The organism is Candidatus Pseudothioglobus singularis PS1, from assembly GCF_001281385.1.
Taxonomy (GTDB): Bacteria; Pseudomonadota; Gammaproteobacteria; order PS1; family Pseudothioglobaceae; genus Pseudothioglobus; species Pseudothioglobus singularis.
The window spans coordinates 332456-349456 of record NZ_CP006911.1 but is presented as its reverse complement, the minus strand read 5'-3'; the positions used below and the strand labels follow the sequence as shown (position 1 = coordinate 349456).

22 protein-coding genes are annotated in these 17001 nt (G+C 36.2%); 8 read left to right on the top strand and 14 right to left on the bottom strand.

Annotation, left to right across the window (positions count from 1 at the left end):
• Nucleotides 1–28 precede the first annotated feature (28 nt).
• From W908_RS01780 to rdgB, 5 genes are all read right to left on the bottom strand, one after another.
• A complete protein-coding gene (locus W908_RS01780; protein ID WP_020026220.1) occupies nt 29–691 on the bottom strand; it encodes a YggS family pyridoxal phosphate-dependent enzyme in 663 nt (220 codons plus the stop codon).
• The gene (locus W908_RS01775; protein WP_020023959.1) at nt 660–1532 is read right to left on the bottom strand and encodes a dihydroorotate dehydrogenase electron transfer subunit; all 873 of its coding nucleotides are present in this window, start codon (nt 1530–1532) and stop codon (nt 660–662) included. Before W908_RS01775 ends, W908_RS01780 begins: the two co-directional genes overlap by 32 nt.
• Nucleotides 1525–2397, bottom strand: a complete 873-nt coding sequence (gene argB, locus W908_RS01770) for an acetylglutamate kinase (protein ID WP_053819691.1) — start codon at nt 2395–2397, stop codon at nt 1525–1527. Before argB ends, W908_RS01775 begins: the two co-directional genes overlap by 8 nt.
• Nucleotides 2398–2463: 66 nt before the next feature.
• A complete protein-coding gene (gene hemW / locus W908_RS01765; protein WP_020023957.1) occupies nt 2464–3588 on the bottom strand; it encodes a radical SAM family heme chaperone HemW in 1125 nt (374 codons plus the stop codon).
• A gap of 1 nt (nt 3589) precedes the next feature.
• The gene (gene rdgB, locus W908_RS01760; protein WP_026371151.1) at nt 3590–4177 is read right to left on the bottom strand and encodes an RdgB/HAM1 family non-canonical purine NTP pyrophosphatase; all 588 of its coding nucleotides are present in this window, start codon (nt 4175–4177) and stop codon (nt 3590–3592) included.
• 37 nt (nt 4178–4214) lie between these two features.
• On the opposite strand from rdgB, the gene rpiA reads away from it, so the two are divergent.
• The 6 genes from rpiA to W908_RS01730 all read left to right on the top strand — a co-directional run bounded on the left by rpiA (nt 4215) and on the right by W908_RS01730 (nt 7122).
• The gene (rpiA, locus tag W908_RS01755; protein WP_053819690.1) at nt 4215–4877 is read left to right on the top strand and encodes a ribose-5-phosphate isomerase RpiA; all 663 of its coding nucleotides are present in this window, start codon (nt 4215–4217) and stop codon (nt 4875–4877) included.
• Between the two features lie 118 nt (nt 4878–4995).
• On the top strand, nt 4996–5412 hold the full coding sequence (locus tag W908_RS01750) for a hypothetical protein (RefSeq protein WP_053819689.1): 417 nt from the start codon (nt 4996–4998) through the stop codon (nt 5410–5412).
• A 73-nt stretch (nt 5413–5485) separates the two neighbouring features.
• Entirely contained in the window at nt 5486–5917 is a 432-nt protein-coding gene (locus tag W908_RS01745) for a YeeE/YedE family protein (RefSeq protein WP_020023953.1), read from the top strand.
• Nucleotides 5914–6324 carry a DUF6691 family protein gene (locus tag W908_RS01740; RefSeq protein WP_020023952.1) on the top strand — a complete coding sequence of 137 codons (411 nt, stop codon included), beginning with the start codon at nt 5914–5916 and terminating at the stop codon, nt 6322–6324. The genes W908_RS01745 and W908_RS01740 overlap by 4 nt, the downstream gene beginning before the upstream one ends.
• A gap of 49 nt (nt 6325–6373) precedes the next feature.
• Nucleotides 6374–6598 carry a sulfurtransferase TusA family protein gene (locus W908_RS01735; protein ID WP_020023951.1) on the top strand — a complete coding sequence of 75 codons (225 nt, stop codon included), beginning with the start codon at nt 6374–6376 and terminating at the stop codon, nt 6596–6598.
• A gap of 5 nt (nt 6599–6603) precedes the next feature.
• Complete coding sequence (locus tag W908_RS01730; protein ID WP_053819688.1) at nt 6604–7122, top strand: DsrE/DsrF/DrsH-like family protein; 519 nt, start codon at nt 6604–6606, stop codon at nt 7120–7122.
• Nucleotide 7123: 1 nt separating this feature from the next.
• On the opposite strand, the gene W908_RS01725 is transcribed toward W908_RS01730, so the two are convergent.
• Genes W908_RS01725 through W908_RS01685 form a run of 9 tightly spaced genes read right to left on the bottom strand, consistent with a single transcriptional unit; the run spans nt 7124 to nt 14932 of the window.
• Complete coding sequence (locus W908_RS01725; RefSeq protein WP_053819687.1) at nt 7124–7780, bottom strand: histidinol-phosphatase; 657 nt, start codon at nt 7778–7780, stop codon at nt 7124–7126.
• Nucleotides 7771–8373, bottom strand: a complete 603-nt coding sequence (locus W908_RS01720; protein ID WP_053819686.1) for an LOG family protein — start codon at nt 8371–8373, stop codon at nt 7771–7773. The genes W908_RS01725 and W908_RS01720 overlap by 10 nt, the downstream gene beginning before the upstream one ends.
• On the bottom strand, nt 8370–9653 hold the full coding sequence (gene hemL, locus W908_RS01715; protein WP_053819685.1) for a glutamate-1-semialdehyde 2,1-aminomutase: 1284 nt from the start codon (nt 9651–9653) through the stop codon (nt 8370–8372). The genes W908_RS01720 and hemL overlap by 4 nt, the downstream gene beginning before the upstream one ends.
• Nucleotides 9653–10693 carry a DNA polymerase III delta subunit-related protein gene (locus W908_RS01710; RefSeq protein WP_053819684.1) on the bottom strand — a complete coding sequence of 347 codons (1041 nt, stop codon included), beginning with the start codon at nt 10691–10693 and terminating at the stop codon, nt 9653–9655. The genes hemL and W908_RS01710 overlap by 1 nt, the downstream gene beginning before the upstream one ends.
• Entirely contained in the window at nt 10690–11307 is a 618-nt protein-coding gene (gene tmk, locus W908_RS01705) for a dTMP kinase (protein WP_053819683.1), read from the bottom strand. Before tmk ends, W908_RS01710 begins: the two co-directional genes overlap by 4 nt.
• A gap of 16 nt (nt 11308–11323) precedes the next feature.
• Nucleotides 11324–12307, bottom strand: coding sequence for an endolytic transglycosylase MltG (gene mltG / locus W908_RS01700; protein ID WP_053819682.1), 984 nt, complete (start codon nt 12305–12307; stop codon nt 11324–11326).
• Nucleotides 12298–13131 (bottom strand): aminodeoxychorismate lyase, encoded by an 834-nt coding sequence (gene pabC, locus W908_RS01695; protein WP_053819681.1) that lies wholly within the window; start codon nt 13129–13131, stop codon nt 12298–12300. The genes mltG and pabC overlap by 10 nt, the downstream gene beginning before the upstream one ends.
• A 52-nt stretch (nt 13132–13183) precedes the next feature.
• Entirely contained in the window at nt 13184–13495 is a 312-nt protein-coding gene (ppnP, locus tag W908_RS01690; RefSeq protein ID WP_053819680.1) for a pyrimidine/purine nucleoside phosphorylase, read from the bottom strand.
• Between the two features lie 9 nt (nt 13496–13504).
• Nucleotides 13505–14932 carry a leucyl aminopeptidase gene (locus W908_RS01685; protein ID WP_020023941.1) on the bottom strand — a complete coding sequence of 476 codons (1428 nt, stop codon included), beginning with the start codon at nt 14930–14932 and terminating at the stop codon, nt 13505–13507.
• Nucleotides 14933–15012: 80 nt separating this feature from the next.
• Between W908_RS01685 and W908_RS01680 the strand changes: the two genes are divergently transcribed.
• Both W908_RS01680 and rsmB read left to right on the top strand, forming a co-directional pair.
• Nucleotides 15013–15732 carry a thioredoxin fold domain-containing protein gene (locus W908_RS01680; RefSeq protein ID WP_053819679.1) on the top strand — a complete coding sequence of 240 codons (720 nt, stop codon included), beginning with the start codon at nt 15013–15015 and terminating at the stop codon, nt 15730–15732.
• Nucleotides 15722–16999 (top strand): 16S rRNA (cytosine(967)-C(5))-methyltransferase RsmB, encoded by a 1278-nt coding sequence (rsmB, locus tag W908_RS01675; RefSeq protein WP_053819678.1) that lies wholly within the window; start codon nt 15722–15724, stop codon nt 16997–16999. The genes W908_RS01680 and rsmB overlap by 11 nt, the downstream gene beginning before the upstream one ends.
• Nucleotides 17000–17001: the final 2 nt, after the last annotated feature.

Here is a 17001-nt window from a genome sequence, read left to right as displayed (position 1 = left end):
ACCTTTAAAAAAAAATGAATAAGTATGTTTAATTATAGCTTCTTTGCCCAAAAATATCTGTCCCAACTCTAACCAGATTTGCCCCATTCTTTATTGCAACCTCAAGGTCGGCAGACATACCCATTGATAGAGTATCAAGTGAAGGGTAATTGGATATTAAATCTTTCATTTTTGAAAAACTATCGCTTGAGTTTTCAGCTTTAGGTATACACATGAAGCCTCTTAAACAAATATAAGGCAATGAAATAATCTCTGAAACTATCTCATCAACTTGCTCAATAAATACTCCTGATTTTGTTTTCTCTTTATCTATATTTACTTGGACAAGAATATTCAATTTGCCTAAATTTGGATTTCTTTGATCACTCAGCCTTTTGGCAATTTTGAATCGATCAACACTATGAACCCAATCAAAGTTTTCTGATATTAATGCAGTTTTATTGGATTGAATTGGGCCTATAAAATGCCACACTAACCCAGAGTCTTTAAAGTAGTTGACTTTTTCTAAGGATTCTTGGAGGTAGTTTTCTCCAAAATGGATTTGGCCTGCATTAAAAGCCTCTTGAATCTCTAAAACTGATCTTGTTTTACTGACAGCAATAAGCTCTACATCTTGATCAGATTGAATAGACTCTATTCTAGAATTGACTAGCTTTAGGTTATCTGAAATCATTAAAAACTGTTTTTGCATCAAAAACAGGCCCATCAACACAGACCCTTTTCATAGCTGGTCCATTCTCGGTTGCAACTTCAACAACACACCCAGCACAGCCTCCAACTGCGCACGCCATGTACTCTTCTAAGGAAGCCTGACAGGGCAGGTTATATTCATTAGAGAGCTTAGAAACGGCTTCAAGCATAGGATTAGGGCCACATGTAAAGACCTCTACTTCTTTAAGGTCACTCGAAGAAAGGCTATCCAAATACTCCCTAGCAAGATCAGTAACATAACCCTTATAAACTCCCTCATAATCTTGAAGACTTGCCAAACCACAAGGCACCCGCCATTCCTCTAAAAGAGGCATAGTATAGAATTTGGATGAGTTAAATCCGTTCAAACTACTTTGACTTGCTTCAAAGGGAAAAGGCACTTCAGAGCCCAATATGACATAGGGATTATAATAGGCATTATCTTTGATTTTTTGGGCGATTGCTATCATTGGAGGCATTCCAACGCCACCTCCAATGAGGAGGGGGATTTTACGATCTGTGAGCTCAAAGCCATTTCCAATGGGTCCAATAACTGATAGTACATCACCAATTTTTCTATCTGCAAGTTGTTTAGTACCCTCACCTACAATCTTATAAAGCAAATCAAAAGTTCCATTATCAGCGTCAACAGACATGACTGAAATTGGCCTTCTCATGGCCAACATTCCAGAAACCGATAAATGAACAAATTGCCCAGGACGGGTTGAGTCAGCAATTTCTTTTGACTCTAAAGTAATAATATATTGATCAGCCTCAAATTGATAATGTGCCAATACTTGACAGTCATTAACACTAATGGTGTCTCTGTGCGTTTTAACCATTTGTTGTGATTAGTGTACCAACTCCTGAATCAGTAAAGACCTCTAGAAGAACTGCATGAGAAACTCTACCATCAATAATATGACTCGTTTTAACGCCGTTTTCAACGGCTGACAGGGCACAACTTATTTTAGGAAGCATGCCGCCATGAATAGTCCCATTATCAATTAGTTCTTTGACTGTTGATGAGCTCATTCCAGTCATAAGCTCTCCATTTGAATCCAAAAGACCGGCTGTGTTAGTGAGAAGAATTAATTTTTCAGCATTGAGGGATTCAGCAATTGCACCAGCAACCAGGTCAGCATTGATATTGTAGGAGAAGCCATCTTTTCCAACACCTATTGGAGCTATAACGGGAATAAAATCACCTTGCAGCAGCAAGTTGATTACCGACACGTCAATCTGATCAACCTGTCCAACATGTCCTAAATCAATAATTTCAGACGTTGGCTCCATCTCTGTTTTAAGTTTTTTTGCGGTGATGAGTCTTCCATCCTTACCAGTAAGGCCAATTGAATTTCCACCGTGCTGATGAATTAGATTAACTATCTCCTTATTTACCAACCCTCCAAGGACCATTTCAACAACATCCATGGTCTCACTGTCTGTTACTCGCATACCATCCACAAACTCACTATTTTTTCCTAGCCTTTCGAGAGTGCTTCCAATCTGTGGTCCGCCACCATGAACAACAATAGGGTTCATTCCTACAGACTTCATGAGGACTATGTCTCTAGCAAAACTTGATTTTAGATTTTCATCAACCATAGCATTTCCGCCATATTTGATGACTATTGTCTTTCCTTTAAACCTTTGAATATAAGGCAAAGACTCAGTAAGAACATCTGCTATTTTATGAGAGGTCATATCACTTAAACTTTTAAAAAACTAGAAAGGATTTTACCAGTCACAGGCTCTAATGACAGGCTTTACCTACAAAAATATTTCCTGAAGCTCATTCAGGAAGCTATATCCTTTCTTTGTTGGTTTGATCCAATTATCACTTATATTTAACAAATTGAGCTTTTCAGCTTCTTTAATTTGAGAGCGAACTGATTCAATTGACAATCCTGTTCTAGATTCAAACAATCCAGAATCAAAACCATCAATTAATCTTAGGCTATTCAACATAAACTCAAAAGATAAGCTATCTACTATTTTTTTCCTTGAGATCATTTTCTTTTGTTTAATAGATAACAAATATTCATTCGGTGACTTTGGTTTTAAAGTTCTTGATATTTGATGCGAACTCATATCTGTTATTTTTCCATGAGCACCAGCACCAATTCCAATGTAATCTCCAAATGTCCAGTAATTTAGGTTGTGTAGGGATGGATTAGAGCTATAAGCAGAAACTTCATACTGTCTAAAGCCTTTTTTATTCAACAGTTTTGCGCCCTTTTCACCCATTTCCCAGATAATCTCATCAGATGGAAGGCGGGGAGGGAATTTGGAAAATAACGTATTGGGCTCAAGAGTTAACTGATAAAAAGATATATGAGTAGGACTTAGCTCAATTGCTTTATTTAAGTCCTCAATACACATCTCTACACTCTGGCCATTAAGGCCATACATGAGATCAATATTTATATTTGTGAAGCCGGCTCTTTGCGCTTCTATAATAGCATTGACTGCCTCATTACTACTGTGAACTCTTCCTAGAAATTTGAGCTGGCTATCTTCGAATGATTGAACGCCAACAGATAGACGATTAATACCAATACTTCGAAATTCAGTAAACTTTTCTGCTTCAAATGTACCTGGATTTACCTCCATAGTAATCTCAACATTATCTGAAAAATTCAACCTATCTTTCAGTCCATTTAATAGATAGCTAGCATCTTCAGCACTCATTAAGCTTGGCGTTCCGCCACCAATAAAAATTGATTCTATTGCTCTGTTTTGAACATACTGTAAATCACCGTCTAAATCTTTAATCAAAGCGCTAATGTAGTCAGATTGAATTTCTCCCTCATGAGAGTTAAAGTCACAATATGGACATTTTTTTAAACACCATGGATAATGAATGTATAGGGAGAGGGGTGGAATTTGAAGCAAGTTATTCAGCTCTAAGTAGTTGACTTAATAAATCATCTAAAGCTTGTCCACGATGCGATATTTTATTTTTAATATCTGGCTCAAGTTGAGCAGAGCTGCAACTATAGTCCTTCAAATAAAAGATCGGGTCATAGCCAAAACCATTTGTTCCAATGGGCTCTCTAAGAATTTCTCCCTCCCATCGTCTCTCGATAATAATAGGTTTTGTATCTTTTTCATCATTTATATAGACCATTGCGCAACAAAAATGGGCTTTACGATTATTATGGCCCTCCATTTTCAACAAAAGCTTTTTTACATTTTCCTCATCTGTTGCGCCTTCTCTAGCATATCTAGCTGAGTAAATACCTGGCTCACCATCCAGCACTTCGACCTCAAGGCCTGAATCATCAGCCAAAGCGGGTAGTTTAGTTTGAAGCGATGCATTTCTTGCTTTTAATAATGCATTCTCAATAAAAGAACTGCCAGTCTCGGGGATTTCCTTAACCTGTAAATCTTTTTGAGAGACAACACTATAATGCCCATTTAGCATGGCGTTTAATTCTCTTACCTTTCCAGGATTTCCTGTTGCAAGGATAATTTTTTTCATCGTGTATAATAATTTTGAACTAAAAGATGGAGGCAACATGACCCAAGATGAATTGAAAAATGAGGTTGCTAAGGCTGCACTTAAGTATGTTGTTCCTGAAACTATTATAGGCGTTGGCACAGGCTCAACAGCAAATTTTTTTATTGATCAACTAGCGACAATTAAGGATTCCATAAGGGGTGCTGTTGCAAGCTCAATTGAAACAGCAAATCGACTTAAAAGTCATGGTATTCATGTTTTTGACCTAAATGAGGTCAGCGAAATTTCAGTTTATATCGATGGTACTGATGAGTCAAACCATGACCTTAACCTTATCAAGGGTGGAGGAGGTGCATTGACTCGTGAAAAAATTGTAGCCACGACCTCTAAACAATTTGTTTGTATAGCTGATGATTCAAAGCTTGTTGATATTTTGGGTAAATTTCCTTTACCAATTGAAGTGATTCCTATGGCCTCAAACTATGTAAAGCGTGAAGTTGTCAAATCAATTGGCGGCAATCCAATATTGAGAGAAGAATTTACTACGGACAATGGAAATCTAATACTTGATATTCACGATCTTAATATTGATAGCCCAAAAGCCCTTGAGAGTCAACTTAATAATATTGTGGGAGTGGTGACAAATGGACTGTTTGCATGTCGGAGTGCCGACATACTTCTACTCGCCTCTCAAGAAGGGGTTGACATTATTGAGCCTTAATAGTTACAATAGAAAAAATTATAGGTCGGTCACTAGCCCTATTCAAAAAAAGGCCATTAGAAAATAATTCCATTTAATAATATTAAATGGATTTTTTAATGAGCTTAATTGAGTGACTATGAATAAATTCTTAAAATTTTTTGCAAAAACTCTCATTGCACTTCTTGGACTATGGTGCGTGGTCGCATCTGTTCTAGCTATTTATGACGTTTCACTCTATTTTCCCTTTTATATTTCTGAGGGAGAAGAGATGCCTTATCATAGAATGGTCGCTTTAAGAGTGACCATTTTACTTACCTTTGCTTTTTACTCATTAAAATACTTGATATCTGAATCTAGGCAGTTATATCCTATTCAATTTTTAGATACAATTTTAAAGACTTATTTCTTTAGTGCTTTAGTTATTGGAATGAGATTTGATGTTGCAAAAAGTGAATACATTGTATTACTTCTTTTTTTGCTTATGGCTATCTTTTCACATATTGTCTCAAGGCCTAAATTGAGAAGATATTATTATTCTAAGTTCTCCGATTAACTATATAGACTTTACCTCTTTAAAACTTCGAATTCTGTTATTATTGAATTGAATAATTTCGATTTAATTAGAAATGCATAACTTTACGCCCATTAGCGCTTTAATTGGAGGCATCATTATTGGCCTTTCTGTCGTTTTATATTTTTATGCCACAGGGCGACTAGCAGGAATTAGTGGAATCTTTGAAAATGCTATTACGCAAACGTCTCAAAGAGTTTCAAATACTTTGTTTTTAATTGGGCTGGTAGTAGGCCCATTAATTATCTACAATATAGTCTTACCAAATAATCCAATCGCTTTTGAAATAACCCATTCATACCTTTTAATTATTCCTGGTGGATTTTTGGTTGGTTTTGGGACTAGGTTAGGAGGTGGCTGTACCTCTGGTCATGGAATATGTGGTATTGGTAGATTATCAGTCAACTCTATGGTTGCAACTGCAACATTTGTTGCAATAGGAGTCTTAACAGTATTCACCCTTCAGCAGTTTGGGATCTATCTATGAGTGACAAAATTATCTCCCTTGTCTCAGGTATTATCTTTGGAATCGGTCTAGTTATTTCAGGAATGACTAATCCTGAAAAAGTAATTGGGTTTTTGAGCATCACTCATAACTGGGATGCCTCTCTTATTTTTGTCATGGGTGGCGGTATTATTACTGCTGGACCATTCTTTTATCTTATGAGAAATAGACAAACATCTTCCCTGGGTAATCAAATTGATTTACCGAAGAAACAAAAGCTTGATAAAAAGATTATTATTGGTGCATCGCTTTTTGGAGTAGGTTGGGGGCTTGTTGGCCTTTGCCCTGGTCCAGCTATCGCTGCAATAGCAACTTTTGACCCAATAATCATAGTGTTCCTGCTTTCAATGGCTGCAGGGGTTTTAGTTAAAAAAAATATAATCAAATAACAGTCATAACCTACTAAAATATTCTTACTTAACTTTTGAGGTGATTTCTATGGCTGATCATACTCTAGACATGTGTGGATTTGCATGTCCAATGCCAATTTTAAAAACTAAGCAAGCACTAGCTTCAATGGAATCAAAAGAGATTATTGAGGTCATTTGTACTGATCAAGGATCAAAAAAGGATTTTGTTGCCTTTTGTAACCAGCTTGGCCACAAGTTAATCTCTCAAAAAGATGATGGCAATAAAATCATCTTTAATATTGAAAAGAATTAGACTCTATGACATCTGACTCTAACGAAATGACGCTCATTGCCTCAAAAGGAACACTCGACTGGGCTTATCCTCCCTTTATTTTGGCTTCAACTGGCATTGCTATGGGTAAGGAGGTAACTGTTTTTTGTACTTTCTATGGGTTAAACCTTCTACTCAAAGACTTGTCGCATCTGAGAATTTCGCCCCAGGGTAATCCTGATATGCCAATGAAAATGCCTTTTGGGCCAAAGTGGTTTCAGTCAATAGATTTTGGTCCAAAAATTCCCAATATTATTTGGAATATCCCTGGCTTTGAGCTTTTCGCCACAAAAATGATGAAAAAAACATTTCAAAACAATGGCATGGCAACTATCGAGGAGCTCAGAAGTATTTGTGTTGAAATGGGTGTTAAATTTATAGCCTGTGAGATGACTATGGGGATGTTTGGCTTCTCAAGAGATGAATTTATTGAAGGAATAGAGTTTGCTGGTGCTGCAACTTATCTGGATGTCGCTCAAAAATCTAGTCAAGATTTATTTATTTAGTTTATCGCCAGTCAAGATTTGGCCAACCATTCTTATTTGCCGTACTAGTCAATCTTGGATCGCCATTAATAGCTACAGGATTATCCACAAGCTCAAGAAGTGGGAGGTCATTGTGAGAGTCAGAGTAGAAATAAGAGCCCTTCAAATTCTTATTATGTTTTTCAATCCAAGGCATCAAATTATCAATTTTCCCTGACTGAAAACATGGAACTCCTGAAACTTTACCTGTAAAACGTCCATCTTTAAATTCAGGCTCTGTGGCAAGTAGATGATTTATTCCATACATCTCAGCTATTGGAGCAGTTATAAATGTATTGGATGCAGTAATCACAAGAACAGTATCGCCATTTTCTTTATGCTGATTAATGCAGCTTTGAGCTTTATCAAGAAAAATAGGCTCAATTTTTTGGTGAATAAAATTCTGACGAAGATCATTAAGCTCATCTATAGAATATTCAGTTAGAACTTTAAAACTAAATTCTGCCCAGGCATAAATATCTAACTTACCAACTTCATATTGCTGATAAAAATATTCATTCATCTTTTGAAAAGAGGCCGTGTCTTCAATTATTCCTTTTTCGCATAAAAACTCACCCCACAGATAATCACTGTCTCCACCAATAAGCGTATTATCAAGGTCAAACATTGCTAAAGACATACTTCTGACTCCACGATAGTCATTATTTCTTCAATAGAATCAACAACCTTAATTAATTCAAAATGCTCCCGATTGACATATGATTTATCAACAGTTTGCTCGATCCAGGATAGGAGCGAACTCCAAAATTTAGAATCATACAATATGATTGGAACTTTGTTCATTTTACGAGTCTGCATCAATGTTAAAACTTCCATTAACTCATCAGCAGTGCCGTACCCACCAGGAAAATAAATACAGGCACTTGAGTACTTAACAAGCATGACTTTTCTAGAAAAGAAATAGTTAAAAGTAATATTTTCATCTAAATAGGGATTACTAGATTGTTCATTTGGTAACTCAATATTAAGACCTATACTCTTAGATTTTCCTTCATAAGAGCCCTTATTGGAAGCACTCATAATCCCAGGACCGCCGCCTGTAAAAACATTATATCCAGCATTTGATAATTCTTTTCCTAGCCGATAGGCATCTGTATAGATCGGATCAGATTCCTGAATTCGAGCCGACCCAAAAATGGTCACATTATTTTTGAAGTTTTGAAGTCGTTCCTTTGCTGACAATAATTCAGCACCAACTGTAACTAAGCTCATAGTGAAGAAAAGACAGAAGAGGCTGTCTCTATTGTTTTAGTAATGTCTTCATCTGAGTGTGCTATTGATAGAAAACCAGCCTCATAGGCTGAAGGTGCAAGATAGATACCTTTTTTCAGCATGGCATTATAGAATTTTTTAAATAGTTCAATATCACAACTAGATGCCTGAGAGAAATTACTTACTTTTTCTTCTGAACTAAAAAATAAACCAAACATACCACCAACATAATTAGATGTCATAGGGATATTATGAGATTTAGCTGCCGATACAATACCATCAACTAAATTAGAGGCTCTTAGACCCAGGTTTTGATAAAAAGATTTATCAGATTCCAGAGCGCTAAGCATAGCGATACCTGATGCCATAGAAAGTGGATTACCTGAAAGTGTACCTGCTTGATAAACAGGGCCTAGAGGGGCTATTTGACTCATGATTTCTCTCTTCCCCCCAAAGGCAGCAACTGGAAGCCCACCTCCAATTACCTTTCCTAATGCCGTAAGGTCAGGTACAACATCATAAACTTCTTGCGCACCCCCTAAAGCTACTCTAAATCCTGTCATCACCTCATCAAAAATCAGAACAGCGCCATACTCATCACAAATCTTGCGTAAGCCCTGCAAAAAACCTTCTTTAGGAGGTATACAATTCATATTGCCTGCAATGGGTTCAACAATTATGCATCCAATCTCCTCACCCATCTTAGAAAATAAATCCTCGACAAGCTCCAGATTATTGAACTCAAGAGTCAGAGTATGTTTTGCAAGATCACCAGGAACGCCGGGGGATGTTGGAACCCCTAGCGTTAGAGCACCTGACCCTGCCTTAACTAACAAAGAATCAGAATGGCCGTGATAGCAGCCCTCAAATTTCAAAATTTTATCTCGGTTTGTATAGCCCCTTGCTAATCGAATTGCACTCATAGTTGCCTCAGTTCCAGAACTGACCATTCGAACTAGCTCAATGGATGGCATGATCTGACAAACTTTTTTTGCAAGTGAAGTTTCAATCTGAGTTGGCGCCCCAAAGCCCAAACCTTTATCTAAAACTGACTTAACTGCATCAATGATAACTGGATTAGAATGGCCTAAGATCATGGGCCCCCAAGAGCCTACATAATCAATATAAGAATTTCCATCTACGTCAAAAAGATAAGCACCCTCACCTCTATCAAAAAAAACTGGATCTCCCCCCACACCATTAAAGGCCCTAACTGGAGAGTTCACTCCTCCGGGTATATATTCTTTAGCCTCTTTAAATAAAATTGAAGATTGGTTCATTAATACTCCTGAATATTAGTAATCGCTGGGTACTTTTTTAAATTGGTTATGTGTGACCAGACAACCAACACATTATCCAATAATAATTTAATATTTATAGTTGTTTGTGCCATTGATATAGCACGATTTGTATCATCAAGCAGTTTGAATAGATTATTGAATGATGTTTTTTCAACAACTTGATTAAGCTCTAGATTTGCTCCTTCATGATCTAACACTTTAATTTTAATAGCTTCATTCAAAAGATGCTGTAAACATTTAAGAACTTCAAGTTCATGATCAACAAATATATCAGTATTTGATATTTTGGTTGGACTTAGCACAATCTCAAGCAATAAATTCTGCCAACTCTGATATTTAAGAAAATAATCACCTTTAAGATCATCGAGTGCTTTTTGAGGAACCCCGTGGGAACTCTCTAGAAGTTGCATAGAATCAAAATCATCTCTTGTGTTTTCAGTAATTTGATTTGAAAGCCAATCCGCGCTCTCCTGATCATAAGTGGGATTAATATGAATAGTTTGACATCGAGACAGTATAGTCTTTGGGAGAAGGTTTATATTATGTGCTAACAAAATAATAAGTGTATTTTTTCTAGGCTCTTCTAACGTTTTTAATAGGCTATTAGCTGCATTATTGTTCATTTGATCTGCATAAAAAATGACGCCAATCTGAAGAGAGTCAGCCGTTTTACTCAATACCTCACAAAAAGCACGAATTTGATCAACCCGAATTTCTTTTGACATTGAGCCTGAATCATTAAGCTCAGTTCTACAGTAGATTAAATTTGGGTAATGAGAGCGCCGAATTAAAACACTGTGACCCAGCTCTTCCTCTGGCTGATCTTTTTGAAGAGATTGACAAAACTCGCATGTGCCACAGGAAGAGCTAGGACAAAGAAGTTTTTGAATAAAGTTTTGAGTCAAATTGAGTTTACCAATTTTATCAACTCCAGTAATAAGCAATGCATGAGGTAAATGATTCTGCTGAACCATTTTATCGAGCTTGTCACTGGCACTCTTTTGCCAAGGAGGAATCATATTGAGTCTACGAGTAATCTAATTTTTTCATGAATATCATTAATTGTTCCACTTGCATCAATTAACTTAATTCTTTTAGGAAAGGCCTCAGACCTACTAATGAATACAGATCTTACACGTTCAAAAAAAGCTCTCTCCTCAAGCTCAATTCTGTCTTTTGCAGCACGAGCCTCAATTCTGGTCATGCCTATCTCAACGCTGATATCAAGTAATAGAGTTAGATCAGGCTGAAAGTCACCTAAGACCCATTCTTCTAATTTAGCAATTCGATCTAAATTAAGCATCCTCCCACCACCTTGATAAGCAAAAGAAGCATCAGTAAAACGATCACTGACAACCCAAGAACCGTTATTCAGAGCTGGGATAATTTTATTTTGTATGAGCTCGTTTCTAGAACTAAACATTAATAATAACTCTGTATCACTGTGCATTTCTTGGTTGTCAACGTCAAGCAATACGGAGCGAATTTTTTCTCCAACATCAGTACCACCTGGTTCACGAGTTCTCACAACTTTAATACCTTTTCGCTGCAAATAGCTACAAATAAGATCTATTTGTGTACTTTTACCAGCACCCTCAACACCATCAATTGTGATAAACCTTCCTTTATTCATAGCATACAATTTTAAACTAGTTATTATTTAAGTACTTCTTGATATTCTCTTTATGTTTTTCATAATTTGGAGCAAATGCATGGCTTCCATCCTTCTTTGAAACAAAATACAAGTCATTTTCCTTTGCAGGGTGAAGAGCTGCATACAATGAAGCTTGCCCAGCTGAAGATATAGCTCCTGGAGGCAAACCTTTATTACGGTATGTATTATATGGATGATCAATCTTTAAATCGCTTCGAGTTAATGGAGATGAGTAGGCATCTCCCAATGCGTATATCACTGTTGGGTCTGTCTGAAGTCGCATATTTAAATTCAGTCTTGCTATAAAAACACTTGAAATTAATGGTTTTTCATAATCTAAGGCAGTTTCATTTTCTATTAAAGAGGCAAGGATTATGGCCTGATATGGCGAAGTAAGCGGAATACTCCTATCTCTTTTTTCCCACATCTCTGATATCTTTATTTTCATTGCCAAATGCGATCTTTTCAAAACATTTTCAACACTCTCACCATAATTAAAGATATATGTTTCAGGATAAAACCAGCCATCATATGGCTCCTTGACTCCAATTGAGTTCATAACTTGATCAAATGAGCCTATTTTTGTGAGCGATGGATCATTTTTTAACTGATTAAAATAGTATTTAATTGTTTTTCCTTCAACTAAAGTAATTTTAGTTTTGAGTACATCTCCTCTTGAAATTTTCTCTATAAATTCAAATACAGAGGTGTTAGGCTTTAATTCATAGTAGCCAGACTTTAATTTTTTATTAGCACTAAGTAGCCTGCTTAGTGTTGTAAAAAATAATTTTGACTTAATTAGTTTTTTTTCGCTTAAATCTTGCGCAACGACTCCCATTGAAGCGCCAGATTTAACTTGAATAATTTGTGTTTGGACAGAAGTTATATCCTTAGATACAAGAATCCAAGCCATAAATAGAAGCAAAAAAATAGATGCAACAAGTCTTGAAAAGAATTTATTCTTATTATTTACAAGCATGTCCAAGATTTAATATCTTGAGTAATAGACGAATATGCAGCACTAATTTTCTCAGTTATTGGGTTATTAGTTAGGTAATAATCGCCAATTGAAGTGACTGGCTGAATACCAATCAGGCTATTTGAAACGAATACTTCATTAGCTTTCTCTAGCTGCTTAATTGAAATATCTTCCTCTATCACCTCTAAGTTGATTAATCTTGATAGTTCTAAAATTATCGATCTTCTGCTGCCAATCACACCGCACCTCTCTAGTTTAGGGGTAATCAACTTATTACCAAATATTAAATAGATGTTGCCTTGAGTTACTGAAACTACCGATTGATTCTCATCAAGCATAATAGCTTCATCAGCCAACATGTTTGTTCGAGCCAAAATTTGTTCGAGCCTATTACAATGCTTAATGCCTGCTAAATTTGGGTTTGAGTGAAACCCACTAATTGCAAATTCTAGTGAGTAAGTTTCTTTAGTTTTATACTCATTCATTTGAGATACAATTACAACTCTAACTGGCTCAATATCCTTGCTATAGCTATAGCCTCTGAGTGAATTACCACGTGACAATATTAATTTAACAATGCAATTTTTTTCTGAAGATAGACTGAGTGCTTTTTTTATATCTTCTAGCCAAACTGAATTCGCTATTTTTTTGATATTTAACCTATCACACCCATTATTTAGTCGCGCAAAGTGGTTATCCCAAAATAAAACTTTATTGTCTTTTGCAACACAGGTTTCAAATAAGCCGTCACCATACTGCATATTACGATTAAAGATACTAACATTGGACTTCACCTCGCCATTTATGATTACTAAAGGTTCCATGTCGTATTTTTTAATCTATAGCAATTTTAATTGATCAGTCAATAATAGTTAATTATGAGTATGAACAGCAATAATCAACGACAGTTTTAACTTCTAACTTGAACACACTTTGTGAAGGCACTTCAAAAGACTCTCCTGATTTGATAGTTTGCCAAGCATTATTTCCAGGGAGCAAAACATTAAGCTCTCCTGCCATAATCTCCATTAATTCATGTTTTTCAGTCGAGAATTCAAATGACCCAGGCATCATTATTCCAAGCGTTTTTGTGGTTCCATCATTGAAGTTTATAACACGACTTGTGACTTTACCATCAAAGTAAATATTTGCCTCTTTAATAATTTCAACGTCTTCAAATGTTGGCATAATCTGTTCCTATACTTGATCCATAATATACTGAGTTAATAGAGGAACGGGTCTTCCAGTTGCGCCTTTCTTAGAACCTCCCAGCCATGCAGTTCCTGCAATATCAATATGAGCCCAAGAATAATTTTTTGCATAGCGAGCTAGAAAACATGCTGCGGTTACTGTCCCTGCTTCTCTTCCTCCAATGTTTGCCATATCTGCAAAATTTGATTTCAGCAAATCATCATACTCCTCATCAAGAGGCAACTGCCAAACGGTATCAAGTGATGACAGTCCTGATGACTTAAGGGCATCTGCAAGCTTTTGATCATTAGACATGACACCAGAATGATGCTTACCCAGAGCTATAATAACTGCACCTGTAAGAGTAGCAATATCAATAACTGCCTTAGGCTTAAACTTCTCACAATAAGTCAAAGCGTCACACAAAATTAAACGACCTTCAGCATCTGTATTTAAAATTTCAATAGTTTGACCAGACATACTTTTAACAACATCGCCTGGTTTTGAGGCATTATGTGCCGGCATATTTTCTACCGTTGGTACAACAACAGTCAAATTTACTTTAAGATTCATTTCAGCAATAGCGCTCATTGCTCCAAGCACAGAAGCAGCGCCACACATATCGTATTTCATCTCATCCATGCCTTGACCAGGCTTTAAAGAAATACCGCCACTATCAAAAGTCACACCTTTACCGACCAAAACGATTGGAGCTTCATTGCCGGCATTAGAATAACTTAGACTGATAAGCTTTCCAGGCTCTATAGAGCCTTTTGAAACAGAGAGCAAAGAATTCATTCCTAGAGACTCCATATCTGACTCTTCAAGGATTTCGCATTCAAGATTATAAGTTTCCGCAAGAGACTTGGCTGTCTCAGCGATGTAAGTTGGGGTGCAGATATTTGGAGGCAAGTCACCTAGCTCTCTTGTAAGCGCCATACCATTTGCAATAGCAACGCCTTTTTGAATTTCTGATGCCCCATTGTTTTGAGAATATATATTGACTGCCTCAAGCACAATGTCACTAATCTCTTCCTTGACACCTACTTTCTTTACCTTATAACTTTCATTTTTTAGAACTCTGGCTGTTGTAATTTGAAGCCAAGCCTCATCGGCATCCTCAACTTCAATACTTGGAATGACAACATTTTTAACCTTTGATACACTCATTGCTGAAGAAAGTGATTTCAGCGCCTTTATATAATTTTTTTGACTGAGTGGCGACTCACCTAAACCAACAACTAGAACCCTTTTTGACTTATAGCCCTCGACTTTTCCAAGCATCAAGGTGCTTGCTAATTTTGGCTCAAATCGATGTAGATCTAGATAATTTTGAATAATTCTATTTTCATTTGATTTGCCCTTGAGAACAAAGGCAACTGAACAGTCTCCACTATAATGGTCAACCGCTTGGTGAGTAACAAAAAACTCCATATCAATTTCCGGGAAATTATAATCTCGGTATATTCTACCAAAAAACTGTAAAATTTACCTCTTTAATCATTAGTTTTCACATGAAAAAGTTTCTTACTATCGCGTTAATCTTTATCACTAATATTGTTTTTGCAGATGTTGGCATGATTGTAAATAAATTAAAGCCTTATTTTCCAGAAATTAAGACTGAAAATATTAGCACTTCTCAGCTTGATGGATACTATGAAGTAGTTCTTACAAATCCTAGCATTGATGTACTTTACATTTCTATGGATGGAAGATATGTGCTTCAAGGCGCAGTCACTGATCTAGAATTAATGACAAATATTTCCACTAATCGTGTTAACGCAATCAAACAAAATATGCTTGACAGCATTAGCGATAATGAAAAGATAATCTTTAAATCCGAAAATGAGAAATATGTTGTTCATGTTTTTACAGATGTTGATTGCCCCTATTGCGCTAAACTTCATGCAAATATGAATGAAATGAATGCTCTTGGAATTACTGTGAAATATTTGGCCTCACCTCTGGAGCAACTTCATCCAAATGCTCAAAGCGCTATGGAAAAAATATGGTGTGCTGAAGATAAGGCGATTGCCATTCACAATTATAAAACTAAGCGATTCTTGCCAAATAGCCCAGATTGTATTAATCCAGTTGCAGAGCAGCTAGCAATTTCCAAACAATTGGGCGTCAATGGAACGCCATCAATTTTTTTTGAAAATGGATTAAATATTCCTGGCTATTTAGAGCCCGAAGAGCTTTTAAATAGATTTTTGAATACCCTTGCTCAATAACAATAATTCAAGAGTCATTGCTCATAATGCTATTTGTCTTGTAGCACTTGAAAAATATACGCTTTCTGAATCGTTATTTCCTAGTGAAACCTCAGAATCTTCATTTGCAAAGTCACTCACTTACGGCTCACTCAGGTTCTATCATCATCTTAATGATGTTATAACTCCTCGGCTAAAAAAAACCTTAGACAAAAAAAATCTTGATATTCACATTCTTATAATTATGGGGGCATATCAACTAATTTATACTGATGTGTCAACTCATGCTGCCATCAATGAAACAGTCGAGGTGGCAGAAAAAATTAAAAAGCAATGGGCTAAAGGCCTTATCAATGCAATACTTAGAGGGATTGATAGGGACCGAGATGATATTCTTAATACTCCTCACTATTCTCATCCAAGTTGGCTTGTAAAAAAAATTATGAAGGAATATCCTGATAATTTTCATAAGATATTTACTGAAAATAATAAACAAGCCCCAATGTCTCTTCGAGTCCATCCATCAATTAATATCAAGTCATATCAAGATAAACTTTTAGAGGGGGGTATAGAATCTAAGACCTCAAAAATTGCACCTCAGTCTTTGACCCTTAATAAAGCAGTAAATGTAGAAAAATTACCAGATTTTAGAGATGGCTCTTGCTATGTTCAAGATACTTCTGCGCAACTAGCAGGTCAGCTCATTGCTCCAAAAAATGGTGAATTAATATTAGATGCCTGTTGCGCACCTGGGGGTAAAACAACTCATCTTGCTGAGCTTTGTCCTAATTCAGAGATCTTGGCATTAGACGCTGATGAGAAAAGGCTTATCAAAGTCAATGATAATATTAAAAGACTTAAGAATAAAAATGTTAAAGTCATTTTAGGAGACGCAACAAACGGCGACTGGTGGAATCAAAGACTTTTTGATAAGATTTTAGTAGATGCTCCATGCACTGGAACAGGGGTGATAAGAAGGCATCCAGATATTAAACTTATAAGAAAACCTAGGGACCTTTCCCATATCGTCGAGGTTCAAGCTTCTATTCTTAAGAACTTATGGTTAATGCTAAAACCTGGAGGCATACTTGTATATGCTACATGTTCGATTTTAAAAGATGAAAATGAAAATCAAATAAGTAAATTTATTAACCTCAATATGGATAGTAGTATTGAGGAAATCAAAGTTCCTTGGGGCAAAGGCCCTATAGGAAACCAACAATTACCTAATGATATATTCGATGGATTCTATTATGCTCAGCTAAGAAAAAAAAGTAAGTCCAAATAAGA